This window comes from Aequorivita marina (genome assembly GCF_031631895.2).
Taxonomy (GTDB): domain Bacteria; phylum Bacteroidota; class Bacteroidia; order Flavobacteriales; family Flavobacteriaceae; genus Aequorivita; species Aequorivita marina.
This window is the reverse complement of record NZ_JAVMBW020000002.1, coordinates 146335-162663: the sequence shown is the minus strand read 5'-3', so window position 1 is coordinate 162663 and position 16329 is coordinate 146335. Positions and strand designations below refer to the sequence as shown.

At 37.2% G+C, this 16329-nt stretch carries 18 protein-coding genes; 11 read left to right on the top strand and 7 right to left on the bottom strand.

The genetic code is table 11. From position 1 onward, the window contains the following. Positions 1-82: 82 nt before the first annotated feature. Positions 83-484, bottom strand: coding sequence for a thiol-disulfide oxidoreductase DCC family protein (locus QPK98_RS04770; protein ID WP_310991912.1), 402 nt, complete (start codon positions 482-484; stop codon positions 83-85). A 154-nt stretch (positions 485-638) separates the two neighbouring features. Beyond that, positions 639-2813, bottom strand: coding sequence for an endonuclease MutS2 (locus tag QPK98_RS04765; protein ID WP_310991911.1), 2175 nt, complete (start codon positions 2811-2813; stop codon positions 639-641). Positions 2814-2851: 38 nt separating this feature from the next. Between QPK98_RS04765 and ung the strand changes: the two genes are divergently transcribed. Then, complete coding sequence (gene ung / locus QPK98_RS04760) at positions 2852-3517, top strand: uracil-DNA glycosylase (protein ID WP_310991910.1); 666 nt, start codon at positions 2852-2854, stop codon at positions 3515-3517. Positions 3518-3764: 247 nt separating this feature from the next. Here ung and QPK98_RS04755 read toward each other — a convergent pair whose 3' ends face one another. From QPK98_RS04755 to QPK98_RS04735, 5 genes are all read right to left on the bottom strand, one after another. Further along, positions 3765-4619, bottom strand: a complete 855-nt coding sequence (locus QPK98_RS04755; RefSeq protein WP_310991909.1) for a substrate-binding domain-containing protein — start codon at positions 4617-4619, stop codon at positions 3765-3767. Continuing rightward, positions 4616-5497: a nucleoside phosphorylase gene (locus QPK98_RS04750; protein WP_310991908.1), complete on the bottom strand. Its 882-nt coding sequence runs from the start codon at positions 5495-5497 to the stop codon at positions 4616-4618. Before QPK98_RS04750 ends, QPK98_RS04755 begins: the two co-directional genes overlap by 4 nt. A gap of 97 nt (positions 5498-5594) precedes the next feature. Continuing rightward, positions 5595-5924, bottom strand: a complete 330-nt coding sequence (locus QPK98_RS04745) for a translation initiation factor (protein WP_310991907.1) — start codon at positions 5922-5924, stop codon at positions 5595-5597. A 51-nt stretch (positions 5925-5975) separates the two neighbouring features. Next, positions 5976-6491, bottom strand: a complete 516-nt coding sequence (locus tag QPK98_RS04740; protein WP_310991906.1) for a hypothetical protein — start codon at positions 6489-6491, stop codon at positions 5976-5978. A gap of 49 nt (positions 6492-6540) precedes the next feature. After that, positions 6541-7491, bottom strand: coding sequence for an isopenicillin N synthase family dioxygenase (locus tag QPK98_RS04735; RefSeq protein ID WP_310991905.1), 951 nt, complete (start codon positions 7489-7491; stop codon positions 6541-6543). Between the two features lie 229 nt (positions 7492-7720). Here QPK98_RS04735 and QPK98_RS04730 point away from each other — a divergent pair, with 229 nt between their 5' ends. The 10 genes from QPK98_RS04730 to QPK98_RS04685 all read left to right on the top strand — a co-directional run bounded on the left by QPK98_RS04730 (position 7721) and on the right by QPK98_RS04685 (position 16328). Continuing rightward, entirely contained in the window at positions 7721-9727 is a 2007-nt protein-coding gene (locus QPK98_RS04730) for an alpha-ketoacid dehydrogenase subunit alpha/beta (protein WP_310991904.1), read from the top strand. A 97-nt stretch (positions 9728-9824) separates the two neighbouring features. Then, on the top strand, positions 9825-9986 hold the full coding sequence (locus QPK98_RS04725) for a DUF1328 domain-containing protein (protein ID WP_310991903.1): 162 nt from the start codon (positions 9825-9827) through the stop codon (positions 9984-9986). Positions 9987-10026: 40 nt separating this feature from the next. Further along, positions 10027-10506 (top strand): lipocalin family protein, encoded by a 480-nt coding sequence (locus tag QPK98_RS04720; RefSeq protein ID WP_310991902.1) that lies wholly within the window; start codon positions 10027-10029, stop codon positions 10504-10506. Between the two features lie 5 nt (positions 10507-10511). Next, positions 10512-11219: a YiaD family glycine zipper/OmpA-like lipoprotein gene (locus QPK98_RS04715; RefSeq protein ID WP_310991901.1), complete on the top strand. Its 708-nt coding sequence runs from the start codon at positions 10512-10514 to the stop codon at positions 11217-11219. 69 nt (positions 11220-11288) lie between these two features. Next, positions 11289-12416: an NAD(P)/FAD-dependent oxidoreductase gene (locus QPK98_RS04710; protein WP_310991900.1), complete on the top strand. Its 1128-nt coding sequence runs from the start codon at positions 11289-11291 to the stop codon at positions 12414-12416. Then, positions 12413-13132, top strand: a complete 720-nt coding sequence (locus tag QPK98_RS04705; protein WP_310991899.1) for a methyltransferase domain-containing protein — start codon at positions 12413-12415, stop codon at positions 13130-13132. The genes QPK98_RS04710 and QPK98_RS04705 overlap by 4 nt, the downstream gene beginning before the upstream one ends. After that, positions 13129-14184, top strand: a complete 1056-nt coding sequence (locus tag QPK98_RS04700; protein WP_310991898.1) for a type III polyketide synthase — start codon at positions 13129-13131, stop codon at positions 14182-14184. Before QPK98_RS04705 ends, QPK98_RS04700 begins: the two co-directional genes overlap by 4 nt. A gap of 2 nt (positions 14185-14186) precedes the next feature. After that, the gene (locus QPK98_RS04695) at positions 14187-14960 is read left to right on the top strand and encodes an SDR family oxidoreductase (RefSeq protein WP_310991897.1); all 774 of its coding nucleotides are present in this window, start codon (positions 14187-14189) and stop codon (positions 14958-14960) included. A gap of 60 nt (positions 14961-15020) precedes the next feature. After that, the gene (locus tag QPK98_RS04690; RefSeq protein ID WP_310991896.1) at positions 15021-15566 is read left to right on the top strand and encodes an NUMOD4 domain-containing protein; all 546 of its coding nucleotides are present in this window, start codon (positions 15021-15023) and stop codon (positions 15564-15566) included. 318 nt (positions 15567-15884) lie between these two features. Then, entirely contained in the window at positions 15885-16328 is a 444-nt protein-coding gene (locus QPK98_RS04685; RefSeq protein ID WP_310991895.1) for a 3-hydroxyacyl-ACP dehydratase FabZ family protein, read from the top strand. Position 16329 lies beyond the last annotated feature (1 nt).

The following is a 16329-nucleotide window of genomic DNA, read 5'->3' as shown; positions in this document are numbered from 1 at the left end:
TGATTCTTGACTCTTGCTTCCTGTTTCTCAACGTCCGATCATTATCAGTCTAGGTTTATTATTCATTGAAAACAAATACCATTTAAAGAAACCTCCCCTTCAACTCCTCAGTCGGAATCATACAAGCATCTTTTTTCCCAAACCACTTATAGCGGTTTTTGGCAATATAATCGTAAACGGCATTGCGAATAAATTTTGGGATAATCATAAAACCAAAAAGTAGGGGATAGGTACCGCCCAGGTGTTTAGCAATATGAAGGGCAGCTGAAGATTTTTTGTAGTGTTTATCGCCGTCAATCAAAATAATGGAATCCATTTTTGAAGTGTCTAATTTGAATTTTGAAGCCAACTCGCGACCAACTTCACTTTGTAGCGCAGCAAATTTAAAAACCTGTTTTTTATCCCTTTTAATTACAAAGTTAACAGCACCGTTGCAAAGATTGCAAACGCCATCGAATAAGACTATTTTATAATTGTGAGACATAATCATTATGAAAAAGCACCAAAAAACAAACCTCAATTTTCAGAACCTCAAAATTTAAACGACAGAAGTTTAGTTATGTTTTCGTCATTTTTGAGATTGCAATTTTGTTTTTTGTTTGAGCTTTGAATTTTTTTTTCGCATTTAAAATTTAACCTTACACTTTCTCCAGCTCCGTCAAACTTACATTTGTTGTAAACGTACCGTAATTTACAAACGCCTTGGTTTTTTCTATCGTATCAATCGTACCAATTGCTCTGCCATCAATCATTCGTACCCTGTCGCCAACTTTAAGGATAACTTTAGGCTTTGGTGGTGGCGCTTGTTTTGCTTTTTTCTTTTCTTCCTTTTTGCGCTCGCGGATTACTTCAACCTTTTTTTCAACCTCCTTAATTACCTTTTTTTCCTTGGCCTTAACTGCTTTTTTCTTTTTTGGAGCTAGTTTTTTACGTTTGCTGTTCTCTACCATTACAAGTTTCATCAATTCGTCTAATAGAGGTTTTTTACGCTTGTTGTTAAAATACTTTTCAGAAAGTGAATCAAACTTCTTACCCAAACTGATCAATTTCTGATTGGCGTCAAAAAGTTCCTGATAACTTTCCAACTTGTCTTGAACGCGTGCATTAACTTCTTCCAACTGTTTGTTTTCAATCCGTGCTTTCTGCTCTTCGGTCTTTAAAGATTCCGATGTTTTCCGAAGATTAGAACGCTCTCGCTGAAGGTTGGCTATGGTTTTGTCAAAGCGTACCTTTCCGCGTTCAATCTTTTTCTTCGCCCGATTTATTAAACTGTACGGGATACCGTTTTTTTGTGCAACCTCAAAGGTGTAACTGCTACCGGCCTCTCCCAAATGCAGACTGTATAAGGGTTGTAGTGATTTGTTGTCAAACTGCATGTTTGCATTAATGGCGTGGGGAAGTTCGTTGGCAAGTAGTTTTAGATTGGTGTAATGGGTCGTTATTATTCCGAATGCCTCCCGTTCATAAAACACTTCTAAAAAAGTTTCGGCTAAGGCACCACCAAGCTCTGGGTCACTTCCTGTTCCGAATTCATCAATTAAGAAAAGGGTGTTTTTGTTACACTTTCTAAGAAATTGATTCATCTTTTTTAAACGGTAACTATACGTACTTAAGTGATTTTCAATAGACTGATTATCGCCAATATCAGTTAAAATTCGTTTAAAGTAGTACAGCTCACTTTGTGGTTCAACGGGAATAAGCATTCCGCTCTGTAGCATGACCTGAAGCAAACCAACGGTTTTTAATGTAATACTTTTACCCCCGGCGTTTGGCCCGGAAATAACAATTATTCTTTTTTCAGGGATTAATTCGATGTCCTGCGGAAATGTTTTCTCCTTTCTCTTATTGTTTGAGACCAATAACAAGGGGTGATATGCCTTTTGGAGGGAAATTCTTTTTTGAGAAGTTAAAATTGGTAAAACGGCATTTATCTTCAAAGCATATTTAGCCTTGGCATATAGCACGTCCATTTGTATCAAAAAGTCTTGATAACTCGCTATAATTTCGGCTTGTGGCCTGACAAATTCGGTCATTGCCTTTAAAATTCGCTTAATTTCCTCGTCCTCCTCATAAATCAAATTGCTGAGTTCATTGGCGTATTCCAAAGTTTCCTGCGGTTCAATATAAACAATGCTTCCGGTTTTGGAGCTGCCCATTACGGCACCTTTAACTTTTTTACGATGCATGGCCGTAACGGCTAGTACGCGTCTGTTTTCTACTACCGATTCGCGGATGTCATCTAAAAGTTCGCGTTGCGCATAATTTGAAAGCGCTTTATTAAATGAAGAATTGATCTTGCCCTTTACAACATTTAGTCTTCTTCGAATTGTACCAAGCTCATTTGATGCTTCATCTTTTATCTGACCGTATTTATCAATTCGTTTGTTTATTTCTTCGGAAATACCTGAAGTATAGTTTACTGCTTCAGAAAAGGAATTTAGATGAATATAAAACTCTTCAAATTTTTTAAAGAATTTCAGTAGAATTCGCGTGGTTTCAGCAATAGAAAGTATTCTTCGGAATCCTGAAATTTCCAACGAACTGTTTTCAATATCAAGCAAGCGAAGTTCCCTAAAAACAGGGTCAAAACCGTGATTCGGGATGCGGTTATCCCCGCTAAATGAAGCGGTAAACTCCTTTACCCGATACAGTTCCGGACTAATTTCAGAAAAACTCTGAAAAGGAGCAATTTGCAACACGCGTTCCTGGCCGGGCTCGGTAACACAAAATTCCGAAACTTGACGCAACACTGAAGGAAATTCCAGGTCGTCTAAAGTTTTATTGTCTATACGGGCTTTCCGCTTTTTTTCCATTAATTTTACTTTTTGGGAATTGCGCAAAAGTAAGAATAATGGAAGTAACAATCGAGTCTGGATGGAAGGCTATTTTAAAAGAAGAATTTGAAAAGCCATATTTTAGGGAGTTGGTTGACTTTGTAAAGTTGGAATATGCCGAAACACAATGTTTTCCTCCTGCAAATCAGGTTTTTGCAGCCTTTAATCATACGCCTTTTGAAGCGGTAAAAGTTGTGATAATAGGGCAAGACCCCTATCATGGTCCTGGACAGGCGCATGGATTATGCTTTTCGGTTGGGGAACATGTAAAGATTCCGCCTTCACTACGGAATATTTTTGAAGAAATAAAAACAGATACCGGTACACCAGCACCAAACAATGGTTATTTAGAACGTTGGGCAAAACAAGGTGTTTTATTGCTTAATGCCACCTTAACAGTACGAGCGCACAATGCGGGAAGCCATCAACGAAAAGGCTGGGAAAAATTTACTGACGCTGTTATTCAAAAACTTTCTGACGAAAGGGAAGATCTTGTGTTTTTACTTTGGGGCGGACCAGCCAAAAAGAAAGGCGCCAAGGTTAACACTGAAAAGCATTTGGTACTTACCAGCGGACATCCATCACCTTTAGCGGCAAACAGAGGCTATTGGTTTGGTAATAAACATTTCAGTAAAACAAACGAATTTTTAAAAAGTAAAAAGAAGAAACCAATTCAATGGTAATGCTTCGGCAAGTTTAGCAAGCTTTGATACGATAAGAAGCTGAACAAGAAATAGTGAAAAAATAAAAAGTTTCTATTCTTCTTCTGGTACATCAGGCTCCGTAGTGTCATTACAGCTAAACTGCAACAACAAGAAATTTGTGACTAACAAAGCTCCTAAAACGATTAAAAAAGTAGTCATAACAGTTGTTTTTATATAAACAAGATGCAAGATCTACTTTCGGGTTGCGTAAGTTTTAAGATAAATTTTAGAAATTGTATAAAATGCTGTTATCCTGCAACTTATTGTCAATTAAATCTAGGTCTAATAGTTTTTGTTGAATGTTTTCCAATTCTTTTGAAGTAAGTTGCCTGTCTGTCCAAGTTGTTAATGACAACCATTCGCGAACATCTTCTATCTCAAGTCCATAACGTTCCGAGATAATTTGGTCAATATTCGGGAGCGTCTTGAAATTATCGGTAACAGCATTGATTTCTTCTAAAATTGACTCTATGCTCTCTGGTTCGCGCTCTAAAATATCGTTGCGAACCGCAATTACAAAGCTGGGCCATGGCGTAGGCGATTCCCCCACCAAACGGAAAGTGCCATTATCTACATGTGGTTTGGTCATGAATTTTTCCCACATAAAATAATCGCCATTACCCTTTGGAAGTCCTTCCAAAGCACCGTCTAAATTATCAATCACCTTAAATTTTAGATCACTTTTTAGATCCCATTTGTGATTTTCGGCGTTCACAAAAGCCATTAAGTGCGAACCAGATCCATATCTACTTATTGCTGCATCGGTTCCTTTTAGGTCGCTAATTTTTTGATGTTTCGAAGCTGCGGCAACATGAATTCCCCATATTAAAGGCGATTCTACATAAACCTGTACTATTTTGCTGTGGTTGCCGTTTATGATATCGCGAACCATGCCTTCCGTAAGAATTACAGCCATATCAATTTCCTTATCGCGCAGTGAGGCGGCCATGTGGCCAGTACCACCAGGAAAGTCTTTCCAACGGAGGTTAATTCCTTTTTCCTGAAATTTTTTGTCACGAAGACCAATATACCAAGGCAGGTTAAAGTGCTCTGGCACCCCGCCAATTAAAAATTTTTTCATTGTGTGATTTTTTCTAAGGTATATTGAATTAGTTCATCGACGGTTTTTGAAGCGTTCTTGCTAAATGTACCCGAAGCTCGATTGGCAATTATAGCATTCATAGATGACGCTTTATGCCCCAGCAATTTTGCCATAGCGAACATGGTAGCGGTTTCCATTTCAAGATTTGTGATTTTTTTATTTTTATACCGGAAAGATGTAAGCTTCTCATTTAAAAGAGGATCTTTCAGCTTTGCCCTTAGCGTTCGCCCTTGCGGTCCATAAAAGCCAACATTGGTAATGGTTATACCAGGAATTGTTTTTTCTGACGAAATTTTTTCAAACAATTCGCTATCTGCCATTACCGCGTATGGAACCGATTGCTTTGGGTTCCATCCTGTATGTTTCATAAAAGATTGCGCGAAATCTGGAATAAATAGCTCCGAAGCTTCTTCGTAATAATGCATCACGTTGTCCAGCCCAATTGCCATCTGGCTGATTAAAAAATCATCTACTTCAACCTCTGCAGCTAAACTACCAGATGTTCCAATTCTAACGATTTCAAGCGATGTGAGTTGCTCCTTTACTTGTCGCTTTTCAAAATCTATGTTTACCAAGGCATCCAACTCATTAAACACAATATCAATATTATCGGGGCCTATACCTGTTGAAATTACGCTAATTCGCTTGCCGTTGTATGTGCCTGTGTGTGTTTTAAACTCTCTGTGTTCGGCCTTGGCATCAATCGTATCAAAGTATTTTGAAACTTTTGAAACACGACCCGGATCGCCAACGGTAATTATGGTTGGTGCCAATTGGGAAGGAGCAAGATCTAAATGGTAGATTTTACCTTCTGGCGTTAAAATAAGTTCGCTAGGTTGTATGGTTTTTGAATTCAAATTGTGTGATTAAGGTTAAGTAATTGGGGTTAATATACGGCTATAGAAAACTACAGCTTCTATTCAAAAGAAAAAATCATGCGTATCGCTATTAGAATCACCCGCCAACGCGTTTCACTTGAAAACCTTTATCTTTTAAAAACTTCATAATTTTATCGCGATAATCGCCTTGAATGATGATTTGTTCGTTTTTAAAACTTCCGCCAACACTCAAAAGCTTTTTTAATTCCTTAGCAAGAATTTTAAAATCGCTGTCGGCGCCATTGTAACCCTCTATAATGGTAGTAGGTTTCCCTTTTCGTTTTTCGTATTTACATAGCAACGGCTCTTCCTGAAGCCATACTGTTGACTCGTCCTCTGTTTTAGGGACTTCCTTAGGTTCATGTTCTGGAAATAGATTTTTTAACTGGTCTTCTAATGATTCCAATGTTTCTGGTTTTTGGTGAACTTAATTTTATTGTGAATTATAAGTTCAAAATTAATTCAACTTAAATGATTGCATTATCTCTTCCATTTCAGCCGAATACTTATCAAACACATCTTCTTCAGAAGTAAAAGTGAGAATATAGGCTTTATTGTTTTCTAAAAAGTAATATTGAATAAACTTTAAATTTAACTTATTAATAGTGATGGTATAGACTAATCTTTGAAATATAGCATCGCCTTTTTTAAATCGTTCATTCGAAATTAATTTCCCCCTAGAGTTTATTTGATCTACAGATATTTCTACAAATGTATTTAAATCGATATCGCGATCCGTGAAGTTTTGAATTACCAAATTAATGTTTTCAACAAAATTATCAGTAGTATCGGTTTTTTCAGTAGATAGAATAAATTCGCTGGAATTTACACCACTCTCATCCAAAGTAAGATCAGACGGATATGAAATTGAATATCCGTTTTTATTCAATTCCTTGGTGTTGCCGTTTTTATTCGATTGGCAACCTGCGAGTTGAAAGATTACTAGGATAAAAAACAAGCTTTTTATTTGCATCTTTTTGGCAGTTTTAATCTTTAGCTATTTTATAATTACTGACAATTAGTTACTTTTTTATTAATCCAATTTCTACCAATCGTTGGTGTAGAAATTCGCCTGCAGTAATATCTTCATAAGCTTTTGGATGATCGGCGTCTATACATTCCTCTAGGCAATTCAGCTTCATATCACTACGCGGATGCATAAAGAAAGGGATGGAGTAACGTGGGTTTCCCCATTCTTCACGTGGTGGATTTGCCACACGGTGTATGGTAGATCGCAATTTGTTATTGGTCAATCTTTCAAGCATGTCGCCAACGTTAATTACCAGCTCATCTTCATTTGGGATTGCGTCAATCCACTCGCCATCTTTTCGCAGCACTTGTAGGCCACCAGCAGAGGCACCCATTAACAAGGTTATCAAGTTGATGTCACCGTGAGCTCCAGCTCTTACTGCTCCTTTAGGCTCTTCCTGTATGGGTGGGTAGTGAATTGGGCGTAAAATACTGTTGCCATTGCTTGCCCAGTGATCAAAGTAAAACTCGTCTAGACCAATGTAGAGCGCTAGGGCACGTAACACATAAACGCCAGTTTTTTCTAGCATTCTATAGGCTTCCATACCGGTATGATTGAAATCTGGAAGTTCTTTTACTTGTACGTTTTCTGGATATTCCTCAGTAAGGTTTGCATCATCAGCTGGCTCTTGTCCAAAGTGCCAAAACTCTTTTAAATCGCCTTCTTTCTTCCCTTTAGCGTGTTCTTTTCCAAAGGAAACATAACCCCGTTGTCCGCCAAGACCTGGAATTTCATACTTTTCCTTGGTTTCAACAGGCAATGCGAAAAAGGTTTTTATCTCTTTATATAATTCATCTACCAGTTCGTCACTAAGAAAATGATTGCGCAACGAAACAAATCCGATATCTTCATAGGCGGTTCCAATTTCTTTTACAAACTTTTGTTTTGTCTTAGGATCATCAGAAAGAAAATCGGCTAAATCTACACTGGGTATATTATTCATATCAAAAAATTTTAGATTACAAATATACCAAAAATGAGAAGGTTTTAAAGTAGATAAAAGATGGTGTTATATTTCCTTTACCAAGCGGATTTATCTATTTTTGAATTTACAATTTTTTATGCTGAAATAGCATTGCTTTGTTTTCAAGTAAATTTTGTGTTGACTAAACAAGAAGTTTCATTTAATTTTAAACAGAGCCCAAGAACGATTTAAAAAAAAACTTTCATACATGAAACCTAAAACCGCTCCCCAAATTTTATTTAATTACGATCGAAAAAACCTAGACGATGCCACTTTGCTAAAACTGTATCGACGAATGTTGAAGCCAAGAGTAATAGAAGAGAAGATGTTGATTCTGTTGCGCCAAGGAAAAGTTTCAAAATGGTTTAGCGGAATAGGACAAGAAGCTATTTCGGTAGGGGTTACTTCAGTTTTGGAGCAAGATGAGTACATTTTGCCAATGCATAGAAATCTTGGTGTATTTACCTCTCGCGAAATACCATTAGATAGACTATTTTCCCAATGGCAAGGAAAAGCAAACGGCTTTACCAAAGGTCGAGATAGAAGTTTCCACTTTGGTACCCAGGAATTTCATATTATAGGTATGATCTCGCACTTGGGGCCACAATTTGGCGTTGCTGACGGAATTGCTCTAGCAAACAAGTTAAAGGAAAACAATAAAGTTTGCGCCGTCTTTACCGGAGAGGGTGGAACCAGTGAAGGAGATATTCACGAAGCTCTGAATGTGGCTTCCGTATGGCAACTACCGGTTCTTTTTTGTGTTGAAAACAACGGATATGGGCTTTCAACCCCTACTAATGAGCAGTACAACTGCGAGCATATTGCTGATCGCGGCAAAGGCTACGGAATGGAATCGCATATTATTGAGGGTAACAATATTTTAGAGGTTTATACAAAACTTACTGACCTTGTTGAAGACATGCGCGAAAACCCACGCCCAGTTTTGTTAGAGTTTAAAACCTTTAGAATGCGCGGGCATGAAGAAGCCAGCGGTACAAAATACGTTCCTAAAGATTTAATGAATAAGTGGGGCTTACGCGATCCGTTGACAAATTACGAAAGCTTTTTACTGGAGGAAGGTATTCTTTCTGAAGAAAATATTCAGGAGTTTAAAGATGAATTTAAGCAAGAGATTGATGAAGGGCTTAATGTTGCCTTTGCCGAACCCGATGTAGATTTTAATGAAAGTATTGAATTAAGTGATGTGTTTAAACCTTTTGACTATAAAGAAGTTAAATCAAGTTCAGAAAAGGAAAACATTCGTCTTGTTGATGCTATTTCGCAAGGTTTAAGACAGGGAATGGAGCAACATGATAATTTGGTTATTATGGGGCAAGACGTGGCAGAGTATGGAGGAGTTTTTAAAATAACCGACGGCTTTGTTGAACAGTTCGGGAAAGACCGTGTTCGGAATACGCCTATATGTGAATCGGCTATTGTGTCAACAGGAATGGGACTTTCCATTAACGGGTTTAAATCGGTAATTGAGATGCAGTTTGCAGATTTTGTAAGTTCAGGTTTTAACCCAATTGTAAATTACCTGGCTAAAAGTTTTTATCGGTGGAATGAAAAAGCCGATGTTGTAATACGCATGCCTTGTGGCGCTGGAGTAGGGGCGGGACCGTTTCACAGCCAGACCAATGAAGCTTGGTTTACCCATATTCCGGGGCTTAAGGTTGTATATCCCGCTTTCCCGTATGATGCCAAAGGCTTGTTGACAACCAGTATTGAAGATCCAAACCCGGTATTGTTTTACGAACACAAAGCACTTTATAGAAGTATTCGCCAAGACGTTCCAACAGATTACTACACTTTGCCATTGGGGAAAGCTTCTTTATTGAGAGAAGGAGAAGATATCACGATAATCACGTATGGCGCCGGTGTACATTGGGCCATGGAAACTTTGGATGAAGCGTCTGATATTCAAGCAGATTTAATAGATCTGCGGAGCTTGATTCCTTTAGATACTGAAGCAATTTATACTTCGGTAAGGAAAACAGGGAAAGTAATTATTTTACAAGAAGATTCGATGTTTGGCGGAATTGCTTCAGATATATCGGCAATGATAACGGAAAACTGCTTTGAAAATTTAGACGGGCCGGTAAAACGCGTAGGGAGTTTAGATACGCCCATTCCCTTTGCAGCTAACCTAGAATCTGGGTACCTTCCTAAGAAGAAGTTTAAAGAATCACTCTTAGATTTATTGTCTTATTAGTTATTTAACATCTGCTGTTAAATATTAGATAAAGACTATTCAAACGTTAAAATTGTTCTTTACTTTAGTGAAATACTAATCATTAAAACAAAAAATTATGTTACGTTGGATTGTTATTTTTCTAGTAGTTGCAATCATTGCAGGAGTTTTCGGTTTTGGAGGTATCGCAGAAGGTGCCGCTGATATCGCAAAAATCATATTTTATATCTTTATAGTATTGTTAGCTATATCCTTACTTTCAAGGTTATTCAGAAGATAAAATCTATAAACGAATCACTTTTAAATCACTTTAAACATCTATGAAAAAAATCCTCATTTTGACCGTAATTGCGGTCACGGCTTTCGCTTGCGGTACTCCCAAAACAGTTCAGGAGTCTCGTAAGGTAATAAAAGGCTATTGGTCTTTAGATAATATAACCTATGATGCCACAGGAACCTTTAATGTTACTCTTTTCAATGATACTTCGGCAGAATGTCTTGAAGGTAGTAATTGGAGGTTTATCCCTAATAACAACACCGGTAATTATACGGTTGAAAATCCGGATTGTCCAACCGGGCAAAGAGACTTTATCTTTAGTATTCAAGAGATAGATCAGTCTACCGGTTTATATGACTTTCTTTTAAAGCCGACTAATGCAAAAGGAAAATCAGAAACCGATGTAGGTTTTAGGTTGCGTTTGGCGCAGCTTAATGATGCTACAATGCGTTGGGAGCAAACAGTAAGCCTAGATGGCAAACCCTTTAAAATAAACATGAACTTTACTAAAATTCAAGATTAATTATTATGAACAAATTTTTTAAACAAACTGGCTTAGTCGCCCTAGCCTTAACACTAGTTATTAGTATGGGAAGTTGTGAGGCAACTCGCAATGCCAACAACAAACAAAAAGGTGCCGTAATTGGTGCTACCGGCGGAGCGGTTATTGGTGCCATTTTAGGTAACAATGTTGGTAAGGGTGGTAACGGAGCCCTTGGTGCTGTAATTGGCGGTGTTGTTGGTGGTGGTGCTGGTGTACTTATCGGTAACAAAATGGACAATCAAGCCAAAAAAATTGAGGAGGAAATACCAGGTGCTCAAGTAGAGCGAGTAGATGACGGTATTGTAGTAACCTTTGACGAAAACAGTGGTGTTTATTTTGATACTGCAAAGTATGCAGTAAATGCTGCATCTCAAGCAACTTTAGATAAACTTGCCAATGTTTTAAAAGAATACCCAGATACCAATGTATTGATTGTTGGGCATACAGACAGCGTAGGTGCAGATGCTATCAATATGACGCTTTCTAAAAACAGAGCCATGTCTGTTACCAATTATTTCACTCAAAATAAAGGTTTGAGCGCAGGTAGATTTACCACCAATTGGTATGGCGAAGAAGCTCCAATTGCGGATAATTCAACCGCAGCTGGTCGTGCTAAAAACAGACGTGTGAATCTTGCTATTGTTCCTAACGAAAAAATGAAGAACGAAGCAAAAAAACAGGCTGGAGAATAATATATTCTAAACATTTTAAAATCCCGTACCATTTTATGGACGGGATTTTTTAGCTTTAAACCAAAAAATATGGCGGTTACAAGTAAATGGGATGTTATTGTGATTGGGGGAGGTCTTGCCGGGCTAACGGCAGCACTTCACTTGGCTAATCATGATGTTGCTGTTTGCTTGATTGAAAAAAATGAATATCCAAATCATAAAGTTTGTGGCGAGTATGTAAGCAACGAAGTTCTGCCGTACTTACAAAAGCTAGATATTGATCCGTTTAAAGGTGGAGCAAAACAGATAACGAAGTTTCAACTAACTAATGTAAAAGGACATTCCATAACTGCCAATCTACCTCTCGGAGGATTTGGAATTAGCCGTTATAGTTTTGATAATCTGATCTATAAAACCTTAAAAAACAAGGTAGAAGTTATTTTTGATACCGTTGAAAAAGTAAGTTTCACAAATGAAACCTTTAACGTTACCACGCAACAAAGTGATGTTTTAAAAGCCAATTTTGTTGTGGGTGCCTTCGGAAAGAGATCTAACCTCGATACTTTTCTAAATAGAAGTTTTATGCAAGGGAAATCACCTTGGCTAGCCGTTAAAGCACATTATAATTTTAATTTTGCTGATGATGTAGTTGCCCTACACAATTTCAATGGTGGGTATTGTGGTTTAAGCAAAACTGAAACAGGTGCTGTAAACGCATGTTATTTAACCACTTTTAAAGCTTTTAAGAAATATGGAAAAATCAATCTTTTTCAAAAGAAAGAGCTTGCAAAAAATCCGTTCTTAAATGAGTTCTTTACAACAGCCGAACCTATATTTAATAAGCCATTGACAATTAGTCAAATTTCATTTCAGAAAAAGAATCCGGTAGAAAACCATATTTTTATGATAGGAGACAGCGCAGGGTTAATTCATCCTTTGTGCGGAAATGGAATGGCTATGGCTATAAGAAGTGCCCAAATTTTTTCAGAATTATTATTGGAGTCATTTCAAAAAAACAACTTTAATCGGGCCAATCTTGAAGCTGCTTACTCAAACAAGTGGCAACATGAATTTGAGGGCAGATTGCGAACAGGCAGAATGGTGCAACGGGTTTTAATGAACCCTATGGCTTCAAAAGTTGGGTTTAATTTGGCTAAAGCCATACCCTCAATTGTACCTATGATTATTAAAAATACTCATGGCTCAAAAGCATTATGATTACCTTTAGCAACAAATATAGGTCTGAACAGAAAGAAATAATGGACAGTCTGGATTTTCGGGGAACGGAAATGCAAAACCTGTTAAAAGATTTAAAAACGGTTAATAAGTGGTTGGGAGGAAACAGCATAACCATTGACGGACTTAAGAAGTTGTTGATAACATGCTCAAAGTCTGAAAAAATCACTATTTTAGATATAGGTTGTGGCGATGGGGAGTTGCTTCGGAAATGTGCAGACTTCGGAAGAAAAAACAACTATAATTTTGAATTGATAGGTGTAGATTTTAACGACAATATTCTCCAATTTGCGAAAGCCCAAAGCGAGGAATATTTGAATATAGAGTTTATAAATGTTGATGTATTTTCGGAAAAAAAATTAATTCCAAATTGCGATATTGCACTGTGTACCCTGTTTTTGCATCACTTTAATGATGTTAAAATAGAAGCTATTCTCAATGCGCTTTTAACAAGATCAAGAATTGGAGTGTTAGTTAACGATTTGGAACGAAATTGGGTGGCTTTCAATCTGTTTAAAGTTGTAAGCCAGCTCATCTTAAAAACCAAAACAGCCAATCACGACGGCTTGGTATCTATAGCCAGAGGCTTTAAGAGGCAGGAACTTGTACGTATTTCAGGAAAAATCCCAAATCAAAAAAGTAAAATCCATTGGCGATGGGCATATCGATTTCAATGGATACTTAAAAAGGAGTTATGAGTGTTAAAATTACCACAGTTGCAAAGCAATTACCCAAATACAGCCGGGAAACCGCGGAGATTATTCCTTTTGTAAAACAGTGGATGCATGGTCAGGAAAGTCGTTTTCAAAGAAAGGCAATTAAAATTTTTGAAAGTGCCGGTGTTGATAAACGGTACTCCATAATGGATCCCCTAGAAGTCTTTACCAATACCAGTTTTCAGGCCCGTAATGATATTTATATTCGTGAAGTTACCCAACTTGGGAAGAAATGCCTAGAAAAAGCCCTAGATAAGGCAAACTGGCAACCTACTGACATTGACTTTATTATTACCGTAAGCTGCACCGGGATTATGATTCCATCTGTAGATGCCTATTTGATAAACGAACTGGAAATGAAGCAGGATATTGTACGGCTACCAGTTACCGAAATGGGATGCGCGGCTGGAATTTCAGGTATCATCTATGCGAATAAGTTTTTAAAGGCCAACCCGGGCAAACGAGCAGCCGTAATTGCCTTGGAAGCTCCAACGGCCACTTTTCAACTGGAAGATTTTTCCATGGTCAATATCGTAAGCGCAGCTATTTTTGGTGATGGAGCTTCTTGCGTTTTAATGTCGTCTAATAATAATGATGATGATGGCCCCAAAATAGTGGACGAAGCCATGTATCATTTTTACGACGCTACAAATATGATGGGTTTTAAGCTCGTAAATACAGGACTGCAAATGATCTTAGATAAGTCGGTTCCTGATAAAATTGCAGCACATTTTCCTAAGATTATCCATCCGTTTTTAGCGCAAAATAATTTAGGAATTGAAAACATTGATCATCTAATTTTTCATCCTGGAGGTCGAAAAATAGTTGAAACCGTTGAAGATTTATTCGGAAGTCTAGGCAAAAATATAGATGATACCAAAGAAGTACTTAGATTATATGGCAATATGAGTAGTGTTACGGTTTTATATGTTTTAGAGCGTTTTATGGATAGCAATCCTTCTAAGGGCGATTTAGGCTTAATGCTTAGCTTTGGGCCTGGCTTTTCTGCACAGCGCGTATTGTTAAGGTTTTAGATATGGAGAATTCAAAAAAAGATTGGGCAATAATTCTTGGTGGCAGCAGCGGTTTAGGTTTAGCGAGTGCAAAAAAACTTGCTTCAAAGGGAATGAACATTTGTATAGTTCATAGAGATAGAAAAAGTAATATTCCAGAATTTGAAAATGAGGTTGCCAAGCTCAGAGAAAATGGAGTTTTGGTTAAAACTTTTAATAAAGATGCGTTAAAAAGAGAAGTCAGGAACCAGATAATTGCCGAGCTTCCTAAAAATAGCGTAAAGTTGTTGATGCACAGTATTGCAAAAGGAAGTTTAAAACAAATGAACGCCTCAGAAGCTGATAAACTAAAAAAGCAAGACTTTGATATAACAATTCATGCTATGGCAACAAGTTGGTACGAATGGACGCAGAGTTTAATTAATATGGAGCGATTTGCCACAAAAGCTCGAAATATTGCTTTTACAAGCGAAGGTAACACAAGGGTGTGGCCGGGGTATGCCGCCGTTTCTTCTGCTAAGGCGGTATTGGAGGCGTTAATGAGAAATATGGCCGTAGAACTTGCTCCTTTAGGGATTACCTCAAACTGCATTCAAGCTGGAACTACTAAAACGGCGTCATTTACGGTAATTCCTGGAAGTGAAAAATTGGCTGAAATGGCGAAAATCAGAAACCCATTTAATAGATTAACAACGCCAGAAGATGTAGCTAACGCAGTTTATCTGCTCTGCAAAAATGAAGCCGATTGGATTAATGGTATGGTATTAAAAGTAGATGGTGGGGAGAGCCTGCGCTAATACAGCACTTAGTACTGAGTAAACTTAAAAAAATATTTGGCACGATTAAAATAATATAAAATGATACGAGATTATTGGAATGAAGAATGGAAAGACGTCGAATTTGATGAGAAAATTTCGGAAAATGAGAAGTTTAAAATATCAAATTACGGGAGGATTATTAGTTGTAATAAGGAAAAAGAATTCCTTGTGAAAAAATACTATATAAACGGTTACCAAAACTTACCCGTTAAACAGAAAAAGAACGGAAAACAGACAAGCAGATACGTACACAAGCTTGTTGCGGAACATTTTCTTGAAAAGAACAATGGAGTATGTGTCATTCATTTAAACTATGACAAAACCAACAATCACGTTGATAACCTGAAGTGGGCAACCAAAAGGGAAAAGGAACTTCATCAGTTTAACAATCCGAATTGGGAGAGCGTTATTAAAAAAAGAAATAAAAAGATTGGTAAATTAGACAAAGGAAAGGTAAAGATTATCAAGCGCCAATTAAAAAACAACAGGACCAGAATTAATATGATTGCTAAACGCTTTGGAGTTTCTGATACGCAGATTCACCGAATAAAAAACGGAGAAAACTGGAGCTCTGTAACCGAGTAAAGAGCTTCAAAAACCTCTTGAACAGCTTGTTGTTACTAGTTATAACTCTGCACCTTATTAATAAAATTAGTGTTATTTAAGGTTCTAGTTTATTCTAGCGTTGATTTCAATGTTCCATATAAAAACACAAGGGTTTCAAGTTGGTCTGAATGGAGAAAATCCGGTTATTCCCATTAGGGATAGGGTAAAAATAATCGGATTTTCGGCATTTTGTTTTTACCCCTCCCTAAAGGGTGAAAAAATACCGAAAATTTCAAATATTCAACCTAATAGCTGTTTTAAACTAGAGCCTTATTTAATTAACTTTATATCATTAATTTGAAAACCGATAAAATCATAGAAAAACTCCCGTATTCAGAACCGTTTCTATTTGTTGACGAGCTAGTCTCCATTTCTACTAAAGGCATAACAGGAAGCTACACTTTTATGGAGGACGCTTATTTTTATCAAGGTCATTTTAAAAATAATCCAGTTACTCCAGGAGTTATTCTTACCGAATGTATGGCACAGATTGGTTTGGTGTGTTTCGGTGTTTTTTTATTGGAAAATGATAAAATTTCGCAACCAATGAGTTTTGCTATGAGTAGTACCCAAATAGACTTTTATATACCCGTATTCCCAGGGGAAAAAGTAACAGTAGTTTCTGAAAAAATATATTTTAGGTTTGAAAAATTAAAGTGCAAGGTAAAAATGTTGAATTCAAAAGATGAAGTTGTCGCTCAAGGAAGCATCAGCGGAATGGTTTTAAAAGAAGGTAAATAAA

Coding starts and splice junctions, on each gene's coding strand:
- QPK98_RS04720 (WP_310991902.1), top strand. CDS start 10,027: ATGAAAAAAATCCTCATTTTGACCGTAATTGCGGTCACGGCTTTCGCT.
- QPK98_RS04765 (WP_310991911.1), bottom strand. CDS start 2,813: ATGGAAAAAAAGCGGAAAGCCCGTATAGACAATAAAACTTTAGACGAC.
- QPK98_RS04740 (WP_310991906.1), bottom strand. CDS start 6,491: ATGCAAATAAAAAGCTTGTTTTTTATCCTAGTAATCTTTCAACTCGCA.
- QPK98_RS04770 (WP_310991912.1), bottom strand. CDS start 484: ATGTCTCACAATTATAAAATAGTCTTATTCGATGGCGTTTGCAATCTT.
- QPK98_RS04705 (WP_310991899.1), top strand. CDS start 12,413: ATGATTACCTTTAGCAACAAATATAGGTCTGAACAGAAAGAAATAATG.
- QPK98_RS04735 (WP_310991905.1), bottom strand. CDS start 7,491: ATGAATAATATACCCAGTGTAGATTTAGCCGATTTTCTTTCTGATGAT.
- ung (WP_310991910.1), top strand. CDS start 2,852: ATGGAAGTAACAATCGAGTCTGGATGGAAGGCTATTTTAAAAGAAGAA.
- QPK98_RS04690 (WP_310991896.1), top strand. CDS start 15,021: ATGATACGAGATTATTGGAATGAAGAATGGAAAGACGTCGAATTTGAT.
- QPK98_RS04700 (WP_310991898.1), top strand. CDS start 13,129: ATGAGTGTTAAAATTACCACAGTTGCAAAGCAATTACCCAAATACAGC.
- QPK98_RS04695 (WP_310991897.1), top strand. CDS start 14,187: ATGGAGAATTCAAAAAAAGATTGGGCAATAATTCTTGGTGGCAGCAGC.
- QPK98_RS04725 (WP_310991903.1), top strand. CDS start 9,825: ATGTTACGTTGGATTGTTATTTTTCTAGTAGTTGCAATCATTGCAGGA.
- QPK98_RS04730 (WP_310991904.1), top strand. CDS start 7,721: ATGAAACCTAAAACCGCTCCCCAAATTTTATTTAATTACGATCGAAAA.
- QPK98_RS04715 (WP_310991901.1), top strand. CDS start 10,512: ATGAACAAATTTTTTAAACAAACTGGCTTAGTCGCCCTAGCCTTAACA.
- QPK98_RS04710 (WP_310991900.1), top strand. CDS start 11,289: ATGGCGGTTACAAGTAAATGGGATGTTATTGTGATTGGGGGAGGTCTT.
- QPK98_RS04755 (WP_310991909.1), bottom strand. CDS start 4,619: ATGAAAAAATTTTTAATTGGCGGGGTGCCAGAGCACTTTAACCTGCCT.